General features: G+C 68.5%; 22 protein-coding genes and 1 tRNA gene. 12 read left to right on the forward strand and 11 right to left on the reverse strand.

The window, feature by feature from the left end:
* Positions 1-244: 244 nt before the first annotated feature.
* Genes FFS20_RS07740 through FFS20_RS07750 form a run of 3 tightly spaced genes read left to right on the forward strand, consistent with a single transcriptional unit; the run spans position 245 to position 3,509 of the window.
* Positions 245-1,099: a TetR family transcriptional regulator C-terminal domain-containing protein gene (locus FFS20_RS07740; RefSeq protein ID WP_137825287.1), complete on the forward strand. Its 855-nt coding sequence runs from the start codon at positions 245-247 to the stop codon at positions 1,097-1,099.
* Positions 1,096-2,007 (forward strand): 3-keto-5-aminohexanoate cleavage protein, encoded by a 912-nt coding sequence (locus FFS20_RS07745; protein ID WP_137825288.1) that lies wholly within the window; start codon positions 1,096-1,098, stop codon positions 2,005-2,007. The genes FFS20_RS07740 and FFS20_RS07745 overlap by 4 nt, the downstream gene beginning before the upstream one ends.
* On the forward strand, positions 2,004-3,509 hold the full coding sequence (locus FFS20_RS07750; RefSeq protein WP_137825289.1) for a 3-hydroxyacyl-CoA dehydrogenase NAD-binding domain-containing protein: 1,506 nt from the start codon (positions 2,004-2,006) through the stop codon (positions 3,507-3,509). Before FFS20_RS07745 ends, FFS20_RS07750 begins: the two co-directional genes overlap by 4 nt.
* 1 nt (position 3,510) lies before the next feature.
* Here the strand turns inward: FFS20_RS07750 and bioD are convergent, their stop codons facing one another.
* From bioD to bioB, 4 genes are read right to left on the reverse strand one after another with little or no spacing between them, the layout of a single operon-like run.
* The gene (gene bioD, locus FFS20_RS07755) at positions 3,511-4,245 is read right to left on the reverse strand and encodes a dethiobiotin synthase (RefSeq protein WP_137825290.1); all 735 of its coding nucleotides are present in this window, start codon (positions 4,243-4,245) and stop codon (positions 3,511-3,513) included.
* Between the two features lie 2 nt (positions 4,246-4,247).
* Positions 4,248-5,378: an 8-amino-7-oxononanoate synthase gene (locus FFS20_RS07760; RefSeq protein ID WP_249356726.1), complete on the reverse strand. Its 1,131-nt coding sequence runs from the start codon at positions 5,376-5,378 to the stop codon at positions 4,248-4,250.
* Positions 5,375-6,697: an adenosylmethionine--8-amino-7-oxononanoate transaminase gene (locus FFS20_RS07765; RefSeq protein WP_212743300.1), complete on the reverse strand. Its 1,323-nt coding sequence runs from the start codon at positions 6,695-6,697 to the stop codon at positions 5,375-5,377. The genes FFS20_RS07760 and FFS20_RS07765 overlap by 4 nt, the downstream gene beginning before the upstream one ends.
* Complete coding sequence (gene bioB, locus FFS20_RS07770) at positions 6,690-7,862, reverse strand: biotin synthase BioB (RefSeq protein ID WP_137825293.1); 1,173 nt, start codon at positions 7,860-7,862, stop codon at positions 6,690-6,692. Before bioB ends, FFS20_RS07765 begins: the two co-directional genes overlap by 8 nt.
* Before the next feature lie 199 nt (positions 7,863-8,061).
* Here bioB and FFS20_RS07775 point away from each other — a divergent pair, with 199 nt between their 5' ends.
* Positions 8,062-8,595 carry a YdeI/OmpD-associated family protein gene (locus FFS20_RS07775; protein ID WP_137825294.1) on the forward strand — a complete coding sequence of 178 codons (534 nt, stop codon included), beginning with the start codon at positions 8,062-8,064 and terminating at the stop codon, positions 8,593-8,595.
* 220 nt (positions 8,596-8,815) lie between these two features.
* Positions 8,816-8,962, forward strand: a complete 147-nt coding sequence (locus FFS20_RS17910; RefSeq protein ID WP_171007027.1) for a hypothetical protein — start codon at positions 8,816-8,818, stop codon at positions 8,960-8,962.
* On the opposite strand, the gene FFS20_RS07785 is transcribed toward FFS20_RS17910, so the two are convergent.
* Positions 8,959-10,134, reverse strand: a complete 1,176-nt coding sequence (locus tag FFS20_RS07785; protein WP_137825295.1) for an MFS transporter — start codon at positions 10,132-10,134, stop codon at positions 8,959-8,961. The two genes, FFS20_RS17910 and FFS20_RS07785, sit on opposite strands and share 4 nt — an antisense overlap.
* A 118-nt stretch (positions 10,135-10,252) precedes the next feature.
* The gene (locus tag FFS20_RS07790) at positions 10,253-10,618 is read right to left on the reverse strand and encodes a hypothetical protein (protein WP_249356727.1); all 366 of its coding nucleotides are present in this window, start codon (positions 10,616-10,618) and stop codon (positions 10,253-10,255) included.
* Between the two features lie 304 nt (positions 10,619-10,922).
* Here FFS20_RS07790 and FFS20_RS07795 point away from each other — a divergent pair, with 304 nt between their 5' ends.
* Positions 10,923-11,624, forward strand: coding sequence for a hypothetical protein (locus FFS20_RS07795; protein WP_137825296.1), 702 nt, complete (start codon positions 10,923-10,925; stop codon positions 11,622-11,624).
* Positions 11,625-11,672: 48 nt separating this feature from the next.
* Here the strand turns inward: FFS20_RS07795 and FFS20_RS07800 are convergent, their stop codons facing one another.
* Entirely contained in the window at positions 11,673-12,338 is a 666-nt protein-coding gene (locus FFS20_RS07800) for a TetR/AcrR family transcriptional regulator (RefSeq protein WP_137825297.1), read from the reverse strand.
* Between the two features lie 198 nt (positions 12,339-12,536).
* Between FFS20_RS07800 and FFS20_RS07805 the strand changes: the two genes are divergently transcribed.
* The 4 genes from FFS20_RS07805 to FFS20_RS07820 all read left to right on the forward strand — a co-directional run bounded on the left by FFS20_RS07805 (position 12,537) and on the right by FFS20_RS07820 (position 15,924).
* Entirely contained in the window at positions 12,537-14,153 is a 1,617-nt protein-coding gene (locus FFS20_RS07805; RefSeq protein ID WP_137825298.1) for a bifunctional 3-(3-hydroxy-phenyl)propionate/3-hydroxycinnamic acid hydroxylase, read from the forward strand.
* On the forward strand, positions 14,150-15,064 hold the full coding sequence (locus FFS20_RS07810; protein WP_137825299.1) for a dioxygenase: 915 nt from the start codon (positions 14,150-14,152) through the stop codon (positions 15,062-15,064). The genes FFS20_RS07805 and FFS20_RS07810 overlap by 4 nt, the downstream gene beginning before the upstream one ends.
* A 42-nt stretch (positions 15,065-15,106) precedes the next feature.
* Positions 15,107-15,313 (forward strand): hypothetical protein, encoded by a 207-nt coding sequence (locus tag FFS20_RS18090; RefSeq protein ID WP_212743301.1) that lies wholly within the window; start codon positions 15,107-15,109, stop codon positions 15,311-15,313.
* A gap of 281 nt (positions 15,314-15,594) precedes the next feature.
* The gene (locus tag FFS20_RS07820) at positions 15,595-15,924 is read left to right on the forward strand and encodes a hypothetical protein (protein WP_137825300.1); all 330 of its coding nucleotides are present in this window, start codon (positions 15,595-15,597) and stop codon (positions 15,922-15,924) included.
* 96 nt (positions 15,925-16,020) lie between these two features.
* Here FFS20_RS07820 and FFS20_RS07825 read toward each other — a convergent pair.
* Positions 16,021-16,093, reverse strand: a tRNA-Ala gene (locus tag FFS20_RS07825).
* A 115-nt stretch (positions 16,094-16,208) separates the two neighbouring features.
* Here FFS20_RS07825 and FFS20_RS07830 point away from each other — a divergent pair.
* Positions 16,209-17,417, forward strand: coding sequence for an FAD-dependent oxidoreductase (locus FFS20_RS07830; RefSeq protein WP_137825301.1), 1,209 nt, complete (start codon positions 16,209-16,211; stop codon positions 17,415-17,417).
* 7 nt (positions 17,418-17,424) lie between these two features.
* Positions 17,425-18,147, forward strand: a complete 723-nt coding sequence (locus FFS20_RS07835) for an alpha-ketoglutarate-dependent dioxygenase AlkB (protein ID WP_212743302.1) — start codon at positions 17,425-17,427, stop codon at positions 18,145-18,147.
* Positions 18,148-18,153: 6 nt separating this feature from the next.
* Here the strand turns inward: FFS20_RS07835 and efeB are convergent, their stop codons facing one another.
* The 3 genes from efeB to efeU form a co-directional block, all read right to left on the reverse strand.
* The gene (efeB, locus tag FFS20_RS07840; protein WP_137825303.1) at positions 18,154-19,404 is read right to left on the reverse strand and encodes an iron uptake transporter deferrochelatase/peroxidase subunit; all 1,251 of its coding nucleotides are present in this window, start codon (positions 19,402-19,404) and stop codon (positions 18,154-18,156) included.
* Entirely contained in the window at positions 19,404-20,555 is a 1,152-nt protein-coding gene (gene efeO / locus FFS20_RS07845) for an iron uptake system protein EfeO (RefSeq protein ID WP_137825304.1), read from the reverse strand. Before efeO ends, efeB begins: the two co-directional genes overlap by 1 nt.
* A 111-nt stretch (positions 20,556-20,666) precedes the next feature.
* Entirely contained in the window at positions 20,667-21,527 is an 861-nt protein-coding gene (gene efeU, locus FFS20_RS07850) for an iron uptake transporter permease EfeU (RefSeq protein WP_137825305.1), read from the reverse strand.
* Position 21,528: the final 1 nt, after the last annotated feature.

A 21,528-nucleotide genomic window follows, 5' to 3' on the forward strand; every position in this document is an offset into this window, starting at 1 on the left:
ATCGGTTCGCAGACCGATTCCCGACCTCGTGCCGCACCGCGCAGCGGCCGATTGCCGCCGCTCGACGACCAGCGGCAGTCGCTCGACGGCCGGCGGTAGTCGCTCCCGGCGCGGCCGTCACGGTTCACGACGACCGCTGACCTCACTATGCTCGCCAGCGGTGCCCGCCTCACCGAAATCGCAAATGCTGATTGATCATCATATTTGCTTGCGATTCCCGCAGACTCTGCCGTAGGCTCGAGGCATGGCCACCAGTATCGCCGCCCGCGCCCGGGAGACCGTCGCCGGCAGCGGCCTGTCCCAGCGCCGCCTCGCCCAGGCGATCGGCATCGACGAGACCAAACTGTCGAAGTCGCTCTCTGGTCGGCGCAAGTTCACCGCCGAGGAGCTCCTCGGCCTCGCGACGGCGACCGGCGTGACCGTGCGCTGGCTGCTCGGCGACGAGTCGACGGTCTCCGCGGTCCCTGCCGGGCTGCGCACCGCCTCGGCGCTCGCCGAGGTCGATCAGTCCTCGCCGCGGCGCCTCATCGTCGAGACCGCCTGGGATCTCTTCGCCCGCCACGGCTACGATGCGGTCCGCATCGTCGACATCGCCGAGGCGGCCGGCGTCTCCAGTGCGGCCGTGCACTACCACTTCGCCGGGAAGTCGGAGCTCTTCGACGCCACCCTCGAGTTCTCGGTCAAGCTCGCCTTCGACCGTCAGGTCGCGTGGCTCGACGAGATCGTCTCGCCGCGCCGGCGCCTCGAGCGCCTCCTCGAACTCCAGTCGCCCATCGGACCCGACGCCCGTCGGGAATGGTCGATCTGGATTCAGACGTGGAGTCGCCTCGCCGTCGAGGACCCGGCGGAGTCCGCGTATCCGGCCGGGTACGACCGGTGGTCGCGGACGGTGCGCGCCACGCTCGAAGACGGTCAGGCCAGCGGCGTCTTCCGGCCCGGCGATGCGACGGAGATGACCGACGAACTCACCTCCGTCGTCGACGGCCTCGGCATCAAAGTCGTCACCGGACTCATGGACGTGCCGACGTTCCGCCACCGCCTCGACCGCTACCTGCGGCGAGCGATCATCACCCCCGAACCTGATGAGGAGTCATCATGAATCGCAAAGTCATTCTCACCTGTGCTGTCACGGGTGCCGGCGATACCGCGGGCAAGAGCGAGCACGTGCCCGTCACCCCTGAGGAGATCGCCGCCGACGCGATCGCCGCCGCCCGCGCCGGCGCCTCGGTCGTCCACATCCACGTCCGCGATCTCGAGACGACGCTCGGCTCCCGCGAGGTCGCCTACTATCGTGAGGTCGTCCGCCTCATCCGCGCCTCCGACGTCGATCCTGTCATCAACCTCACCGCAGGCATGGGCGGTGACCTCGTCATCGATCCTCAGGATCCGACGACGCAGATGCCGGGCACCGACCTCGTCAACGCCCTTGAGCGCCTCCCCCACGTCGAGGAGCTCCTGCCGGAGATCTGCACGCTCGACTGCGGGTCCCTCAACTTCGGGGAAGGGTCGAACATCTACGTCTCGACCCCGGACATGCTCCGTGAGGGGTCGAAGAAGATCCAGACCCTCGGTGTGCGGCCCGAACTCGAGATCTTCGACACCGGCAACCTGTGGTTCGCCAACGTCCTCGTCGAGGAGGGGCTCATCGACCCGCCGCCGCTCTACCAGCTGTGCATGGGCATCCCCTACGGTGCCCCCGTCGACGCCGGCCTCCTCCAGGCCATGGTCCACCTGCTGCCCAAGGGCGCGGAGTTCACCTCGTTCGCGATCGGCCGCAACCAGCTGCCATGGGTCGCGCAGTCGGTGCTCGCCGGCGGCCATGCCCGAGTCGGCCTCGAGGACAACCTCTACATCTCCAAGGGGGTCAAGGCGACGAACGCCGGTCTGACCGACCGCGCCGTGTCGATCATCGAGGACCTCGGCGCCGAGGTGGCCACCCCCGACGAAGCCCGCGAGATCCTCGGTCTGCGCGTGCAGACCGCGACCGCGATGGGAGCCGACCTGTGACCGCACCCTCCTCCTTCCCCGCCCCCGAGTCCGTGCGGACGATCACGTGCATCGGCGCAGGCACGATCGGCGGCGGCTGGGCCGCCTACTTCCTCGCCCGCGGGTACACGGTCAAGGTCTGGGACCCCGATCCCGCGGCCGGTGAGCGCCTCACCCGCCTCATCGACGCCGCCTGGCCCGCCCTCGCCGAACTCGACATGGTCCCCGGAGCCGACCGCACCGCCTGGACGATCCACACCGACCTCGCCGAGGCGCTGGCCGGCACCGAATTCGTCCAGGAGTCCGCTCCGGAGAACCTCGACCTCAAGCGCCGCCTCTTCGCCGACATCGACGTGCTCACCCCCGCCTCGGTGATCATCGGATCATCGACCTCGGGGTATTCGATGACGGAGATGGCCACCGAGGTGACCCGCCCCGAACGCTTCGTCGTCGGGCACCCGTTCAATCCGCCCTACCTCATCCCCTTGGTCGAGGTCGTCGGCGGTGAGGCCACCGCCCCGGCCGCCGTGGACTGGGCCGCGGACTTCTACGCCCACATCGGGAAGTCCGTCATCCGCATGGACCGCGAGGTCCCCGGGTTCATCGCCAACCGCCTCCAGGAGGCGCAGTGGCGCGAGGCCCTGCACATGGTCGAGGCAGGCGAGGCCACCGTCGAGCAGATCGACCGGTCGATCACGGACGGTCCGGGCCTGCGCTGGCCGTTCCAGGGGCCGATGCTCACCTTCCACCTCGCCGGGGGTGAGGGCGGCATGGCCCACATGCTCGATCACTTCGGTCCCTCGCTGAAGTCGCCGTGGACGCGACTCGACGCGCCCGAGCTGACGCCTGCGCTGCGCGATGCCGTCGTCGCCGGCTGTGAGGACGAGAGCGCGGGGCGCTCGATCGCCGACCTCGTCTCCGCCCGCGATGCCGGCATCGTCGCCCTGCGCAGGCTCACCGCCGACCTCGACTCGGGCGGGGGTGCCACCGCTGCCGTGACTCAGGCTTCAGCTCAGTCGACCACCGCAGCGACAGGCGATGCGGCCGGCCCGGGCACTGTCGACCCGGCCGCGGCCGACACCGGTCGTCAGCTCAGCGAGTACCGCACCGCGGTCCGCGAGGAGTGGATCGACTACAACGGGCACCTCTCCGAGGCGTTCTACGTCCTCGTCTTCGGGTTCGCCACCGATGCGATCATGGACGAACTCGGCCTCGATGCTGAGTACCGGAAGGCGACCGGGTGCTCCCTCTACACGGTGGAGTCCCATGTCCGGTACCTCGACGAGGTCTCGCTCGGCTCGACGCTCATCGTCCGTCCGCAGCTCGTCGCCGCCGGGGCGAAGAAGCTCCATCTCGCGTACGAGATGATCGTCGACGGCCGTGTCGTCGCGACCGAGGAGATCCTCGCCCTCCACGTCGATCAAACGGCGGATGCCGCTACGGAGTTCCCCGCGGAGATCGCGACGACGATCGCCGAGGTGGCCCGCAGCACGCCCGAGTGGTCCGGTCGCCGCGTGGGCTGAGTCAGGCGACGCTCGTCCAGCTGCCTGCCGCGGCGCGGAAGGCGGCTGGGCGCAGCTGTCCGGCGCCGGCAGGGACAGCGCCGAGCACCGGGGCGCTGTCGCCGAGGCGGCGACGGTTGTCGACGGCGACCGGAGCAGGATCGGGAGGCCACGAGCCGAGGACGATCCCGCCGATGGGAGGCCCGCGGACCCGCAGGGCCTCACAGGTCAGCGCCGTGTGGTTGAGGGTTCCGAGACCTGGCCGGGCGACGATGACGAATTCGACCCGGACCGCGGGAGCGAGCTCGCTGAGCGCAGCGGCGATGTCGGCCAGCGTGTGCCCGTCGCCGAAGTCGACGAGGAGACCCCCGGCGCCTTCGACGATGACCGCGGCAGGATCGGCGGCGTCCCGACCGCACGCGAGGATCGCCTCGGCGTGGTCATGGGGCGTCGGCAGCGACACCCCGACCGCGGCGGCCGCGGCCGCCGGTGCCATCGGCAGTCTCAGGCTCACCCCGGTCGACCAGGCGACGCCGGCGAGGGTCCCGGCGATCTCCGCATCACCACAGGTGACGACGTCGGTGTAGCGGGATTCGAGGTCTCCGCGATGCCGGTCGTCGGCGGCGATGAGACCGGTCTGCACCGGTTTGCGGATGTGCACTGCGACAGCGCGCTGCCGCAGTCGGACGGCGAGAGCCGCTGTCACGATGGTCTTGCCGACCCCCGTGTCGGTCCCGGTGACGACAATGCAGCGCATCGTCAGCCCATCTCCGCGACGACGGCGCCGATCGCCGCGGCGGCGGTGTCGACGTCGGACGGGGTGAGGTCGCCGCGACAGGTGATGCGCAGGCGGGAGACGCCGTCGGGAACCGAGGGCGGACGAAAGCACCCCACGGTCAGACCGCGATCCCGCAGTGCATCACGCGCGGCGACGGCCGCCCGGGCCGAGGACATCGGCACGGAGGCCACAGCCCCGGCCGGTTCGGCGATGCCGAGGGATGTTGTCAGTGCTCGCCGGTTGGCGGCCAGCTGCGCCACCGGTGCCTCACCGGCCGCGATGAGCCGGACCGCGGCGGTGGCCGCGGCCGCTGCCGCCGGGGCGAGTCCGGTGTCGAAGATGAAGGTCCGGGCGGTGTTGACCAGCGCCTCCCGGACGGCAGCGGGACCGAGCACCGCTCCGCCTTGGGCTCCCAGGGCTTTCGACAGGGTCGCCGTGACGACGACACGGTCACGGTGGTCCTCCAGTGCGGCAGCCACACCCGCTCCACCGCCGACGACGCCGATGCCGTGGGCTTCGTCGATGACGAGCAGGGCATCGAAGCGAGCGCAGAGCTCGAGCAGACCCGCAAGGTCCGGAGCGTCGCCGAGGACCGAGTAGACGGACTCGACGACGATCGCCTCGGGTCGGGTGCGCTGCCGCAGGGCCTCCTCGACGGCCGTGGCATCCCCGTGCGGGGTGCGCACGACCTCGGCCTTCGAGAGACGACACGCGTCGATGAGCGAGGCGTGGTTGTGGGCGTCGGAGACGATGAGGCAGTCGGGTCCGCTCAGCGCGGTGAGCACGGCGAGGTTCGCGGTGTAGCCCGAGGAGAAGACGAGCGCCGTGTCCCGCCCGGTGAGAGCCGACAGTGCCGCTTCGGCCTCATGGTGGGCCGGGGTGGTGCCGGTGACGAGGCGTGAGGCCCGCGCGGATGTCCCCCAGCGGGCGATCGCCTCGCGTCCGGCGGCGATCACCCTCGGGTGGTTCGCGAGTCCGAGGTAATCGTTCGAGGCGAGATCGAGACCGTGTGCTCCGGCGTCGACGCGGTCGAGGCGGGCCTCCGCACGGGCTCGCGCCTCGGCGTCGAGGCGGTCGAGGATCCTGTTCGCCTCACGCACCGGCGCGGTCACGAGCATCCCTCCGCGACGGCGAGCATCGCCGCACAGATCCCAGCGACGTCCTCGGTCGTGGCGATGTAGGGCGGCATCGTGTAGATGTGCGTGCGGAAGGGGCGCAGCCAGACACCGTGGTCGGCCGCGATGCGGGTGACGGTGTCGACGTCGACGGGGCGATGCATCTCAAGGACGCCGATCCCGCCGACGACGCGGACGTCGGCGACCCCGGGCAGGGTCGCGGCCGGCGCGAGACCCGTGGTGAGGCCCTCCCCGATCCGGGTGACGGCTGTCGCCCACGCAGGCGTTCCGTCGGGGGTGGGAGCGAAGAGCAGATCGAGCGACGCCCGCGCCGCAGCGCAGGCCAGGGGGTTGGCCATGAACGTCGGCCCGTGCATGAGGGCACGGTGGGGTGATCCGGCGATCACTTCGGCGAGGTCGCGCGCACAGAGCACCGCCGCCAGGGTCATGTACCCGCCGGTCAGCGCCTTGCCGAGGCAGAGGATGTCGGGAACGATGCCGGCTTGCTCGCAGGCGAACGCGGTTCCGGTGCGGCCGAAGCCGGTGGCGATCTCGTCGGCGATGAGCACGGCGTCGAGGTCGCGGGCACGGGCGGCGAGATGGCGGAGGGCGTGGACGTCGTACGGCCGCATTCCGCCGGCGCCTTGGAAGAGGGGTTCGACGATGATGCCCGCGAGCTCGTCACCGTGGCGGTCGCAGAGCTCGTCGACGGCCGCGCACCACGCGTCGACCTCGGCATCGGGGGCACCCGGCAGCGGGGGCCGCGGGGCGAAGAGCTGCTCGCTGAGCACGGCCCGGAAGTCTGCGTGCATGCTCTCGACCGGGTCGCACACGCTCATCGCACCGGTGGTGTCGCCGTGATAGGCCCCGCGCAGGGCGAGGAAGCGCCCGCGGTCGCGGCCTTGGGCACGCTGGTACTGGATGGCGGTCTTGAGTGCGACCTCGACTGAGACCGACCCGGAATCGGCGAGGAAGACGTGGTCGAGACCCGGCGGGGTCACGGCGACGAGGCGCTCGGCGAGTTCGACGGCCGGTTCGTGGGTGAGCCCGCCGAACATGACATGAGAGAACGACCGCAGCTGGGACTCGAGTGCCTGGTCGATCGCAGGATTGCGGTACCCGTGGACGACTGACCACCATGAGCTCATCCCGTCGAGGGCGGTGATGCTGCGCCCGTCACGTCCGACGAGGTCGACGCGGGGGCCGCGGGCACCGGCGACCGCGAAGTGCGAACCGTCGGCGAGGGCGCCGTAGGGGTGCCAGAGCAGGCCGCGCTCGCGGTCGTGGAGACCAGCGGCGGTCGTGGCCTCACGCATTGGGAGCCGCGGCCGTTCCCGCCCCGCGACGGCGGATCGTGGGGACGACGATCCCATCGGTCGCGGTGGAGGCCGGGGCCGGCTTCCCGCACGGCAGGCTCGCGGCGGCCGGGGCGGCCTCGGGGAGAAGAGCCGCGGTGCGAGCCGCCTTGGCTGCGCGCACCTGCTCCCGCAGCTGCATTGCGCTGTCGGCGCCGACGATGGAGAAGCCGCCGTCGACGATCATGTCGAGGTCCGCCTCGGCGTCCTGGCCCTCGCTCGTGAGGTAGTCGCCGAGGAACAGGGAGTTGGCGACGTGGAGGGCGAGCGGCTGGAGAGTGCGCAGGTGCATCTCGCGGCCGCCGGCGATGCGCAGCTCGCTGTCCGGGCACATCAACCGCACTGCGCAGAGGATGCGCAGGCAGTGCTGGGGAGTGAGTTCGTGGGTGCCTGCCAGCGGGGTGCCCTCGAACGGGATGAGGAAGTTGACGGGGATGGAGTCGGCGTCGAGGCGGCGCAGTTCGAGGATCGTCTCGACGATCTGCTCCGGGGACTCCCCCATGCCGACGATGAGTCCCGAACATGGGGAGAGGCCCGCGTCGCGGGCCTGTTCGACGGTGTCGACGCGGTCGGCGAAGGTGTGCGTCGAGCAGATCTCGGAATAGTTGGACTCGGCGGTGTTGAGGTTGTGGTTGTAGGCGTCGACCCCAGCCGACCGGAGGCGCTCGGCCTGGCCGCCTTTGAGGAACCCGAGGCACGCGCAGACCTCGACCTCGGGGTTGTGGGCTTTGATGTCCTCGGTCATCGACGCCACGCGTTCGACGTCCCGGTTCGAGGGGCCGCGGCCGCTGGCGACGAGGCACACCCGGGAGGCACCGCCGGCGAGACCGAACTCCGCCTGCCGGCGCGCTTCGTCACCGGGCAGCCACGAGTACTTGAGGATCTCCGATTCCGACCCCAGTCGTTGGGAGCAGTAGCCGCAGTCCTCCGGGCACAGTCCCGATTTGAGGTTGACGAGATAGTTGACCTTGACCGCGTCGCCGAAGTGTTGGCGGCGGACCCGCGCGGCTGCCGCGACGACGTCGAGGAGGTCGTCGTCGGAAGACTGCAGGATGGCCAGAGCCTCGTCAGGTGTGGCCGGCGAACCGGAGCAGGCGCGATCGGCGATGGTGGTGAAAGACGGCATGGCCACGATCATTGAACACTGTTCAGGAAAAGTCAATCCTGCTCGCTGCCCCGCCTGTCGCCTCCCCGGCCCCGGTCACAGAGGGTGATGAGCACACCGGTCAGGAATCGAGAAGCCTGCTCAGCAGCCCGCGAGTATCCTGGAACGAGAGCAGTTGAGGGGATCCGAACAGTCGGACCCTGGTCCCGTGAGGAGAGACATGGCAGCGACGCAGACCGCACCGATCGAGTTCGCCGGAGAGGTGTCGACGCTCGGTGATCGCACGATCATCCGGCTGAGTCCCGATGCGAGTGCGGAGCTTCCCTCACGGGGTCAGGTCGCCGCCGAGGCGGTCGTCGGCGACGCGCGGTTCGCGACGGTTGTCGAACCTGATGGGATGCGCGGTCACTGGCTCAATCTCGATGACGTTGCGGGCCTCGAGGACGGCGCGACGGTGTCCGTGACGCTGACTCCGACGAAGGACTGGCCCGAGGTGAGCGTGCCGGAGGATCTCGCCGCGGCGCTCGCGGATGCAGGCGATCTCGATGAGACGTGGGCGAGCCTGACGCCGATGGCGCGGTGGGAGTGGGTGCGCTGGATCAAGGCGACGAAGAATCCCGCGACGCGAGCCAAGCGCGTCGGCGTGGCCATCGACAAGCTCGAGAACGGCAAGCGCCGGCCGTGCTGCTTCGACCTGTCCTCCTGCACGGATCCGGAACTGTCGAAGAGCGGGAAGCTCATCGACTTCCGCTGACACCCTCCCGGTCGAGCACTCCGACTCGTCGCCCTCGTCGACCCCGATCGATTCGGTGACGGCATCACCGGTGCCGTCGACCGCCACGTCGCGATGACCCGATCAACCGCGGAGCTCGTGATTCTATCCTGACACCGCCCGCCTCGAAGCAATCAGTCTGACTCAGCACAATGACACCTTTCGCGCAGGCCTCGAAGAGCGCGGCGATGCCGCACGGAGCGTGCTCGCACGCGCATTCGGGGGTGACGACGAAAAGGCCGGGTCGCGTCACTACGCGATGCTCATCGGCGTAGCCGCCCAGTGGCTGCTCGACCCTGACTCGGCGCCGAGTGCTGAAGAGATCACCTCGCCGATTTCGGAGGACTAAGCCGCCGTGCCGGTCTCGTCACCACGCGACGCGGGACGAAGAGCGAAGAGGATGCCGAGACTACCGGCGAGCACCGCGCCGGTGACCGTCCACGGCAGGCCCACAGCAGAGGAGATCACGCCGATGAGCAGCGGACCGATCAGACCTGCGGTGTAGCCGACCACACTGATGCGGGCGATCGAGGCCGCCGGATCACCGAACCGGGAGGCCCGGCTCAGGGTGATCGGAAACACCGGACCGATCGCCAAGCCAATGACGACGATCGACCCCACGACAATCCCGGGCACCGCGCTGAGCATTCCGATCGTCATCGCCGTCGCGGCCGTCACTGCCCCGGCGCAGAGGATCACCGTTTCGCCGAGGCGGTCGACGAGCAGGTCGGTGACTGCTCGTGATCCGACCATGGCCACGGAGAACAGCGTGAGCGCCAATGCACCCTGCGTTGCGGTGGCGGCGAGGTCGCGAGTGAGCAGGAGCGCCGACCAGTCGGTGATGACGCCCTCGAGCAGCAGTCCGCAGATGGCCATGACGGCGATCGCCGCCGGGAGGTGCGAGGTGAAACGTGGACCGTCGGGAGAGCGTGCGGTTTCGGGCACGCGCTCCCGCTCAGGTCGCCGTCGGCCGATGCGCATGAGACCGGGAGCACCAGTTGCCGCGAGGACAACGAGCACGGCTGCCACGACCGCGAAATGCCCGGCGACGCTCGCACCGAGGGCGGTCGCGATAAGTGCACCGACACCCCCGGCCACGACCCCGAGACTGAATCCGGCGTGAAGGCGTCCGAGCACGCTCGAGCGCAGTCGATGCTCAATGCGCACCCCTGTGAGGTTCATCGTGATGTCGCACAGGCCCCCGGCGATCCCCATGCCGAAGAGAGCTGCGAAGAGCGCAACGAGGTTCGGTGCCGCGGCGATCATCGGCAGGCCGAGGGAGAACCCCGTCGCAGAGAGGAGGCTGACGAGTTCGGGCGACACCCAGCGGGTCAGGTGACCGGCACACAACATCGCCGGGATGGCTCCGGCGGCGAAGCCGAGCAGAGCGATGCCCAATGCCGCGTCACCCACGTCGAGGGCGGCTGCGACCTCGGGAATGCGCGGCGACCAGCTGGCCATGACCGAGCCGTTGATGAAGAAGATGAGCCAGAGGCTGACGAGGTGGTGGCGCTGAGACATGGGAACCCCTTGGGCCGCCCTCACGATGCCTGCTGACGTCTGCCCGGACGGGCCAGGCACACGGGCACTCGCTGTCCCCAGGCTACCAATGACCGCCGATCGGCGCACCGCCCGGAGGTCAGTCCTGCGCGCCCCTGTCGGTGGCGATCGCCCACGACATCTGCACGAGGGGAATCTGCAGCGGCAGTCGCGCGAGCGCGATCGCCCGCCCGCGGGGTGAGCGCCAGTACTTGACCACGGTGTAGAGGTTGGCCGGGTAGACGGCGACCATGAGTGCCGCCGAGGCGGCCCCTCCGAGGCGTCGTGTGCCCGGGGTGGCGAGCAGGGCGGCGCAGCCGAGTTCGGCGACCCCGCTCGCATAGGTCCACGCCCGCCGATTGCCGAGGGCAGGCGGGACGATCGAGTCGAATGTCCGCGGTCGGATGAAGTGCATGGCCCCGGCGAATCCGAGCAGGCCGGTCATCAGTGCAGGTCTCAGTCTCATCGGACTCCTCTGGGTGAATTAGTCAGCGTCGTGGACAGGTCAGTCGTCAGGCTAGTCGATTCCGGCGTCACGGTGTTACCGGTGAGTATTCGGACTCCCAGCACAATCGGATCGACCACAGGGATCCGACGTGCGTCCCCGGGTCCGCGATGACGGATCTCTGCAGACTGCGCCGGCTTCGATCCCTGCACTCACGGCCGTGATACGATCCGTCACCACGCATGGTCGGCAAAGACCAGGTGGAGTTTTGGCCGCCGTTGAGCTCACTGACGGAACCCACCACGCCGACGAGGGGAGAGAACACGTGGCAGACAGCACGCGGGACCTGAAGGAGATCGCCAGGTCCGCTCCGAACGACCGGCCTGTCTCCTGGGGTGATATCGAGGCTCAGATCCTGTCCCTGCCGGTGTCCCCTGACGACGCCGCTCGGGCGGACGAGATGCGGCATCCGATGAACGCCGCAGCGCTGGGGGCGATTCTGCTGGCGGTCTACGTGCTCCCCGCGCTTGCCACCATCGGCCTCGTCGCCTGGGCCACCCAGCTCCCCGAGGCGCCATCGTGGTTCGCGACGATCACCGGCGGTGCATTCATCGTCGCCGGTATCGGGATGCTCATTCCGACACTGACGTCTGAGGCAGGCCGGCGGGACCGGGGCAGCCTTCGGGTCACCGCGCTCGCCGTCGTCATCACCGCAGCGGCAGCCGGACTGCTGCTCGCTGACGGATTGTCGCCCGCATGGCTGTCCTGGCTCGCTGTCGCCGTCGTCCTCTCAGGCATCGTCTCCATCGCGCTGCTGGTCAGGATGCAACGGACGCACCCCCACTCACGCCTCGATCGAAACACTCTCTCCCCGGAAGACAAGTGGCGCTATGACGCTCGAGCGTACGTGCTCGACCAACTCCTGCGTCTCGGCCGGGTCTCCGAACGCGATATCGATCGGTACGCCATGGTCGAGATGCCTCTGGGTTCGTGGGCGCAGTTCGACACGACGACCGGGAACGGATAGAACGGTCGCCACGGGAGCCGGCCCGCACTGCTTGAGTGCCGCGCCCGGTCACTCAGGTACGGCTGGACTCCCGGTCCCGTCGGATGCCTCGAGCGGCGGCAGAGGCGGCAGCGGTCGCCGGGCGAGGTCGCGCGCCTCCTCACGTGAGATCCCCACCATCCGCAGCAGGTACTGGGTGTAGGTGGCGACGACTTCATCGGATCCCCCGCGTTCAAGGCGCAGGCGCATCGCCGAGAGCAGCGCCCCGAAGGTCATCGCCCCGGCCAAAGCGACATCATCGATGTCGAAGCGACCGCTGTCGACGCCCTTCTGGATGTCGCGATTGGCACGCGGACCCAGCACGTCGAGCAGACCTGCATGGGCGAGACCGAGCCGGACGAGCAGCCACCCCCACACCGGATCGGAGATCGCCGTCGTCGCCAGGTGTCGCAGAGACACCGCATAGACCTCGGCGGCATCGTCGAAGTCCCCGGTCAGCGCATCAAGGCGCTGGCCGAAGGTCTCGACGAGATCGAAGACGACCTCATCGGTGAGCTGCTCGACGGAGGTGAAGTAGTTGTAGAACGTCCCGACGGCGATGTCGGCACCGCTCGACACAGCCCGAATCGTCAGCGCCTCCGGCCCGCCGGTGGCGATGACGTCGCGCGCGGCGTCGAGGATGCGACGACGAGTTGCCTCGGCCTTGCGGGCTCGCCGGTCAGGAGATTCTGCCATGGACACGATTGTGCCTGCTCAGGCCGCGCCTCGGCCAGCAGGCGCGCGAGGTCGGAGGAGACGGGAACGGGCGACAGCCTCGGCGCGAGAGGAGAACTCCCAGGCGGAATCCGCGCGCGAACCCTTGACGGCCCCTCACCCCATCTCCATAATGAACATAAGTTCAACGATGAACATATGTTCACATAGGAGTGAGACATGACCCCCGCATCCGCCCCCACCGTCGAACACACCGCCGATGTCGTCATCAATGGCCTCGGCCCCGTCGGCCTCCTCGCCACGATCCTCCTCGGCCGCCAGGGCTACCGCGTTCACGCCCTTGACCGGTGGCACACGCAGTACGGACGCCCGCGTGCGGTGACGTTCGATCATGAGATCGCCCGTGTGCTCGCGATGATCGGGATCGATCCCGACAACGACCCGGCGATCGACTTCCACGACGACCACTACTACTGGCTCAACGGGGACGGCGAGATCCTCATGGAGATCGACTGGTTGGGCAAGGAGGACAACGGGTTCCGCAAGCGGTACTGGTTCAGCCAGCCCGAACTCGAGGACCGGCTGCGCGTCATCGCCCAGACCCTGCCCAACGTCACCCTCCATTTCGGACGCGACACCGTCGCCTTCGCTCAGGACGAGGACGGCGTCACCCTCGACTTCCGGGAGACAGTCCCCGGTCTTCGCACCGTCGAATACGCCGAGGGCGGGGAGTCCGGTCGGATCCGGGCGCGGTATGCGATCGGGGCGGATGGGGCGAATTCGTTCCTCCGGGAGTCGGTCGGGGCGGAGTTGACGGATCTCGGATTCCTCTTCCACTGGCTCATCGTCGACACGAAACCCGAGGTCATGCCCTCGTACAGGACTCACCACTTCCAGGTCTGCGATCCCGTGCGGCCGACGACGGTCGTCCCGGGTGGGCCGGGCAGGCGCCGGTGGGAGTTCATGATGCTGCCCGACGACGATCTCCAGGAGATGCTCACCCCGGAGGCGGCGTGGAAGCTCCTCGAGCCGTGGGACATCCGTCCCGACAACGCCTCGCTCGAGCGCCTGGCCCTCCCCCGGTTCGAGGCGAAGTACCTCGAGAAGTGGCATCACGGGCGGACGATGCTCGTCGGCGATGCCGCCCATCTCATGCCGCCGTTCGCCGGTGAGGGCATGTGCGCGGGGCTGCGTGATGTCGTCAATCTCGCGTGGCGCCTCGATCTCGTGCTCCAGGGGCTCGCCGACGGGAACCTCCTCGACGCCTGGTCCGACGAGCGGCGCGATCAGGCGAAGTGGTACATCGAGTTCTCCGTCGATCTCGGCAAGATCATCTGCATCACCGATCCCGCCGAGGCGGCCGCCCGGGACGCGCGCATGCTCGCCGAACACGCCGAGCAGTCGAAGGTCGGCCCGCTGCCGGCGCATGAGACGATCCTCGGCCCCGGCACCTGGGTCGCCGAGGACGGCACCGCGGGCAAGACGGGCATCCAGGGCCGAGTCGCCCATCAGGGGCGGACCGGCCGCTTCGACGATGCCGTCGGCCACGGCTGGTTCCTCCTCTCGACTCCTGAGGCGGCCGGTGACCTCGATCCTGGCCTGGCCGCCGACCTCGAGCGGGTCGGGGGTCGGCAGCTGACGGTCGGCGGTCCCGACAGCGGTGCCGAGGTCATCGATCTCGACGGCACGTATGCGACGTGGATGAGTGAGCACGGTGCCCGCCATCTCCTCATGCGCCCGGACTTCTACGTCGCCTTCGTCGCCGGTGATGCCGCCGAGCTCACCACGCGCCTCGATACGATCCTCTCGGGCATGATCGTGCGGGCAGCAGCATGAGCGACATCTCCCCCGAGCAGTCGGCGCGCGAACAGGGACTCGTCGATGAGGTCATCGCGTCGTTCGCCGGCACCGACGACGCCCGCCTGAAATCCGTCATGGAGGCCCTCACCCGACATCTGCACGCCTTCCTCCGGGAAGTGCGCCTCACCGAGGCGGAGTGGAACGCCGGCATCCGCTTCCTCACCGATGCCGGGCACATCACGACCGAGACGAGGCAGGAGTTCGTGCTCCTCTCGGACACGCTCGGGGCGTCGATGCAGGTTGTGGGCATGAACAACCCCGAGCATGCGAATGCCACCGAGGCGACGGTCTTCGGACCGTTCTTCGTCGACGATGCCCCGGAGATCGCCCGCGGAGAGGACATGGCGTTCGGGGCACTCGGCGAACCGTGCCTCGTTGAGGGGTCGGTCACGGACACTGAGGGCAACCCGATCCCCGGGGCGCGCATCGAAGTGTGGGAGGCCGATGAGGACGGCTTCTACGACGTCCAGTACGACGACGAGAGGACGGCTGCCCGTGCGCATCTGTTCTCCGACGATTCCGGCACCTACCGGTTCTGGGGCCTGTTTCCCACGCCGTACCCGATCCCCGATGACGGACCCGTCGGGGCGATGCTCGCAGCGACCGGACGCTCGCCGATGCGCGCGAGCCACCTGCACTTCATGGTCACGGCACCGGGGTTCCGGACGCTCGTCACGCACATCTTCGTCCGCGGTGATGAGCAGCTGGAGATCGGTGACAGCGTCTTCGGGGTCAAGGAGTCGCTCATCATGGACTTCTCCCATCATGAGCCCGGCACCCCGACACCGGACGGACATGACGTCGGTGGCAGAGGGTGGGCCGAGACGCGCTTCGACATCGTGCTCGCCCCCGGAGATGGGGAGGGCATGCGCGTCGCGGGGTCATGACTTTCCCGCCGCTCGCCTCGCATCACCGGTGATCGTCCTACGATGAACGCGGACCGTGTCTCCGGTTGCCGCGTCCCCAGCGCAGTCGGAGGTGCCGCGCTGCCGGGTCTGAGCTTCGGGATCGCCGAGCGTCTCTCCTTCGACACGCTCACCGTCTGGACGGCTGCGGTCGGCGTCGCCGTTCTCGTCGGTCGCGGTCGACACGGTGAGCCGAAAGAGATCGCCACCTCGGCGGAATCGAACCCCTGAAACATCGTCAATTCCACCTCATCGTTCGAGGCATCTCGACCCAGGTGCAGTTCCGATGCTCGCACGCTGGAATTGCCGCCACCTCGCCGCTACGGGAATGGGAAAAGCGCCGCGATCACGCCGCGCCACCACAACAGGGAGGAGACAAGGAGGATTACGCCGCGGCGGTTGACGATTTGCCTGCGTGCGTGTTTGCCTCGAAAGCAAGGGATCGTCACACCGGCCCTGACCGACGAGGCCATGTGCACCACGATTTCGCAGCACTGAGGAGGCAAGGCTTTATGGCAGCCGACGACAGCTCTCAATCCGATCAGTCCAGCGGGCAGCCAAGGCGCACGATCAGATTCTTCCCCGACTATGGGAGGACCGTCCTTTGGGAGAACGGATCAGCGAACTACGCCCTCTATCCCGAGGACCTCGGCCTGTCTGACTCGTTGAGCAAGGACATACGAGATTGGAATTCCTACTGGAACAGTCACTTCGACCCGTTCGACGGTTGGAAGTCCGAAGAGAGTCACCAGCGAAGTCAGGCTGAAGGGGATGCCATCGTCGATCGCCTGCGAGCCGAGATCTGCAGTTTCGCCGATGTCGTCGATGACAGGTGGGTTTGAAAGACTCAGCGCGCGACAATCGCTGCCCCGGTGCCGTCTGACTTCACTGAGTGGGAAAGCGAAAGGCGCCGCGATCACGCGGCGCCTCCGACAGGGTGGAGCTAAGGGGAATTGAACCCCTGACCTCTTCATTGCGAACGAAGCGCTCTACCAACTGAGCTATAGCCCCTGACACCGCACTACTCTAGACCCGAGCACCCAGGAAGCACAAAACCGGGAGTGGTTGACTCGGGATTCCGACAGTAGAGTCTGTGACAAGGACCCCGATAGAGCAAGGAGCGAGCATGGCCCAGGAATTCGGAATCGTCGTCATCGGTGCGGGAATCGGCGGAGGTCAGGTGGTTGAGGCCCTGCGCAATGACGGCTTCGCCGGCACCATCGCCCTGGTGGGCACCGATCCCCTTCCGCCGTACTACCGTCCTGATCTGTCGAAGAAGGTCATGCTCGAGGACACCGACCCCGCGGACTCCGCACTGCGCGGCGCGGAGTGGTACCCGGCCCATGACGTCACGACGTTCTTCGGCGACACCGTGACGAAGCTCGACACCTCCGCCAACACGGTCACTTTGGCCTCCGGCGAGGAGCTCACCTATGCTCAGGCGATCCTCTCCACCGGTTCGACTCCGCGCACCCTCGAGGTTCCCGGTCAGGAACTCGCCAACGTGCACACCCTGCGCACTGCCGGTGACGCCGTGGCCATCCGCTCGCAGTTCGGCGAGGGCAGGAAGGTCGTCATCATCGGCGGCGGCTGGATCGGTCTCGAGGTCGCCGCTGCCGCCCGCACGCACGGCTCCGACGTTACCGTCGTCCTCCGCGACGCTCCCCCGCTGAAGAAGGTCCTCGGCGACGAGCTGGGCCAGTACTTCGAGGATCTGCAGACGAAGAACGGCGTGAAGTTCCTCGCCGACGCCGACACCACGGGCTTCGCCGGCGAGGACTCCGTCGACACCGTGCAGACGACGAAAGGCGACCTGCCCGCTGATCTCGTCGTCGTCGGCATCGGCGCGGATCCGACGATCGAACTCGCCGAGGCGGCCGGCCTCGACATCGACAACGGCGTTCCGGTCGACGAGAAGATGCGCTCGAGCGAACCGAGTGTGCTCGCCATCGGCGACATCGCCAACGCCTTCAACACCCGGCTCGACTCCCGGATCCGCGTCGAGCACTGGGACAACGCGGTGCGCCAGGCCGATGTCGCCGCCTCGACGCTCACCGGCGGCAGCAAGGTCTACGACTGGGAACCGTACTTCTACACCGACCAGTTCGACCTCGGCATGGAATACGTCGGCCACGGCTCAGGAGACGACGACGTCGTCATCCGCGGCGACAAGGACTCCGGCGAGTTCATCGCGTTCTGGACCAAGGACGGCACCGTCACCGCCGCAATGAACGTCAACGTCTGGGACGTCAACGATGACCTGCGCACGATCGTCGGCACGCAGGTCGACGCCTCCCGCCTCGCCGACGAAACGGTTCCGCTCACCGACCTCTGAGGCGTCTGTGCCCGCCCTCTTCGCCGACGACGCCTTCGACCGCGGCCCCCGGGTGATCGCGCCCGGGGCCGTGTGGCTGCCCGGCTTCCTCGACGATGCCGGGCAGGCATGGATCGTCCGCCAGTACGCCCAGTGGCGCTCCGGCCCGGTCCCACCGCACTCGACGACGATCATGGGACACCCGATGAGCGTGACGACGATCGGACTCGGGTGGCACTGGCGGCCGGGCCGCTACGACCGTGAAGCCGTCGACGTCAACCGGCAGCGCGTCCCGCCGTTCCCCGACTGGATGACACGGCTCGGACGCCAGATCCTCACCGCCGCCACCGAGGCGGTCGACGCCGACCCCGACCACCCTGCCGGGGCGGCCGCGGCGTGGGGGTTCGACCCCGCGCACTACTCCCCCGACGTCGCCCTCATCAACTACTACGACGAGGCGGCGAAGATGGGAATGCACCAGGACAAGGACGAACACGATCCGGCCCCGGTCGTCTCCCTCTCCCTCGGCGACACGTGCACCTTCCGATTCGGCAACACCGAGACGCGGAACAAGCCGTACGAGGACATCCGGCTCGCCTCAGGCGACGCCTTCGTCTTCGGCGGCCCGGCCCGCTTCGCCTACCACGGTGTGACGAAGATCCACCCGGACACCGCCCCGGAATCGGCGCGGCTGACCGACCTCGGCGGCGGCAGGATCAACATCACGATGCGCACGACCGGCCGCGACTGAACGCGCTCACCCGAAGAGCGTTTCCCCGATCCAGCCGCCCCTGCTCACACCCGGCGGGATCGCGAAGAGCCCCGACCCCGTGTGGAGCAGGTATTCGCTCAGCGCATCCTGGGACGCGAGCCGGTTCTGCATCGGCACATAGTCGCGGGCGGGATCGGCGACGAAGGCGATGAAGAACAGACCCGCGTCGAGGTTGCCGCGCGCATCCGCTCCGTCGGCGTAGTTGTATCCGCGGCGCAGGATCCGCACCCCGCCGTTCTGCTTCGGATGCGCGAGATGAACGTGTGAGGACACCGGGATGATCGGCTGGTTGCCGGCCCCGGCCATCGCGAAATCAGGAGCCGTGAACTCCTCGCCGCCGGACAGCGGCGCACCGGTCATCTTCGTGCGGCCGAAGATCTGCTCCTGCCCGTCGAGGCTCTCCCGATCCCACGTCTCGATGTGCATGCGGATGCGCCGGGCGACGAGATAGCTGCCGCCGTCGAGCCATGAGCCGTCACGGACCCACACATGCTCGTTGAGCGCGGTGTCCTCGTCGGTGCGGATGTTCGCAGTGCCGTCCTTGAACCCGAAGAGGTTGCGCGGGGTCTCCTGGGCCGGTGACGTCGACGCCGTGCGACCGAAGCCCAGCTGCATCCACTTCGTCGAGACGATGCCGAAGCCCATCCGGATGAGGTTGCGCACCGCATGGACGGCGACCTGCGGATCATCGGCGCACGCTTGGATGCACAGATCCCCGCCGACGCGCGCCTCGTCGAGCTGATCTCCGGGAAAGTGCGGCAGGTCGATGAGCCCGGCCGGCAGTTTCTTCTCGATGCCGAAGCGGTCCTTCCCCTCGGCATCGGTGAAGAGGCTGCGGCCGAACCCGATCGTCACCGTGAGGTGTCCGGCGCTCAGCCCCTGCGCCTCCCCCGTGTCCTCGGGCGGGGCGTACCGAGAGCCGTCGGCGACGCCGCCCTCGACGACCGGCAGCCCCTGACTGAGATTGGCCGCCGCTGCCGTCCACGTCTTGAGGAGGTCGACGAGCTCCGCACGGTCGTCGGTGAGGACGTTGATCGCGGCGAAGCACATGCGGTCCTGGGCCTCGGTGACGATCCCGGCCTGGTGCGCGCCGTAGAAGTCGACGACATCGGAATCGGCCCCGACCGCCTCGGCGATCGGATCATGCGCGAAGTACCCGGCCGCGGCACCGGCCGCGACGGCACCCGCCCCGATGCCGAACATCGCCCTCCGCGACACACCCGGCCGGTCCGCCATCAGCCCACCACTTTGTCGGTGAGCTGGGAGAGCGGCTCGGAGAGCGCATTGACGGAATCGGACAGGGTCTTGACCTCGTCCTCGCTCAACTCGGTGTAGAGGACGAACCCGTCGCCCTTGCGGTGCTCGTCGAGGAGGGCCTGGAGGTCGGCGAAACGCGTCTTGAGCGTCGCGTCGAGCTCCTTGTCGCGCGTGGCCAGCAGCGGCTGGAGGTTCTCGTACGCGACCCGCGCGCCGTCGACGTTGGCCTGGAAGTCCCACAGGTCGGTGTGCGACCAGGTCTCCTCCTCACCGGTGACCTTGCCGGTGGCCACCTCGTCGAGGAGCTCCTTGGCCCCATTGGAGAGCTGGTCGGGGGTGAAGCTGATGTCTCGGGTCCGGTCATAGAGGACCTGCGTGTCGGAGACGAGGAGGTCGGCGTACTTCGTCCGGTCAGCATCGCTCAGTGCCGTGTATCCGTCCTTGGGCGGCCACAGGTCCTTCTCGATGCGGTGCCAGCCGGTCCACTCCTGTCCCTCCTCGAGGTCGGCCTCACGCAGGTCGAGCTTGGGGTCGAGGTCGCCGAAGGATTCGGCGACGGGTTCGATGCGCTCCCAGTTCGTGCGCACCTGGGCGTAAAGAGTCCGCGCCTTGTCGTCGTCGCCGTCCTTGTACGCCTTCGCGAACTCCTCGGTGCCGGTGAGCAGCTGCTCCGTCTGATCCTTCACATACGCCGCGTACTGCGTCGTCGCCTGCTCTGCGAGCTGCGAGTCCTCGGCGCTCACGCTCTGGTCCCCGGTGCCCTTCGTCACCGTGAAGTCCCCGCGCAGCCCGTCACCGACCATGCCCGGCTTGCACGCCGTGAAGTACTTGCCCTCCGGGGCGGTGACCGTGAGGGTGCGCTCGAGTCCGGGCGCGATGTTCTCGACCTCGCCGATGATGCGCAGGCCGTCCTCGCCGAGGAGGTAGAACTCCGTGACCTTCGATCCGTCGTTCGTCACGGAGAACTTCAGAGTGCCCGCCGGGGCCTCCTGGGCGGCGACGTCGCACGAGTCGTCGGTGCTCGTCACCGCGATCGTGCCGTCGCCTGAGTCATTGGGTTCGCAACCGGTGAGCACGAGTGCACCGCCGACGGCGAGGCCGATGGCGAGACGGGGCCAGAGAGTGGTCATATCGGTCCTTTGTTCGTTGGCCTGCGAAGAGGCAGAGGAAGGTCCGCCGAGGCGGTCGCCGGGGAGCCGGCAGAGATGGGGTCAGGATGGGGCGCCGGTGACAGCGCGGGCTCAGGCGGCGGTGACGCCGCGGGCGGCCGGTCGCGCTGCCGGTGCCGGGGAGGCGCGGAGGCTGCGGATGAAGAGCGCGCCGACGACGATGACGTAGAGCCACCACACGGTGAACTCGACCCACGTCGTCGCCGGGGAGAAGTTGAAGATGCCCTTGAGCAGGACCCCGTACCAGCTCGTCGGCGGCACGGCGTCGGAAACGTCGAAGGCCAGGGCGTGGAGACCTGGGACGACTCCGGCCTCCTGGAGGTCGTGGAACCCGTAGGCGAGGACGCCGGCGGCGACGAGGATGAGGAACGCCCCCGAATAGCGGAAGAACGCCGAGAGGTTGAGTCTGAGCAGACCCTTGGCGATGAGCCACGCGAGGACGACGGCGATGGCGATGCCGGCGATCGCGGCCGCCGTGAGGCCGAGCGCCGAGGTGGTGCCGGTGGCGTTCGCGCGGGTGGCGGCCCAGAGGAAGAGCGCGGTCTCCAGCCCTTCCCGGCCGACGGAGAAGGCGCCGAGGGTGACGAGCCCGATGACGGGACCGTCGAGGGCCTTGTCCGCCGCCGCCCGCAGCTCCCCGCCGAGGCTCTTCGCCGTCCGCGCCATCCAGAAGATCATCCACGTGACGAAGCCGACGGCGACGATCGACAGGGTCCCGCCGATGAACTCCTGGGCCTCGAACGTCAGCGTCGAGGGACCGAAGGTAAGCAGCGCCCCGAAGCCGAGGGACACGAGGATCGCCGCAGCGATCCCCCACCACATCGCCCTGACCTCACGGGTCCGGCCGATCCTGCCGAGGTAGCCGATGAGGATGCTCACGATGAGAGCGGCCTCGAGGCCTTCGCGCAGGCCGATGAGGAATGTCTGGAACATG

Source organism: Brevibacterium sp. 2SA (assembly GCF_005502845.1).
Lineage (GTDB): Bacteria > Actinomycetota > Actinomycetes > Actinomycetales > Brevibacteriaceae > Brevibacterium.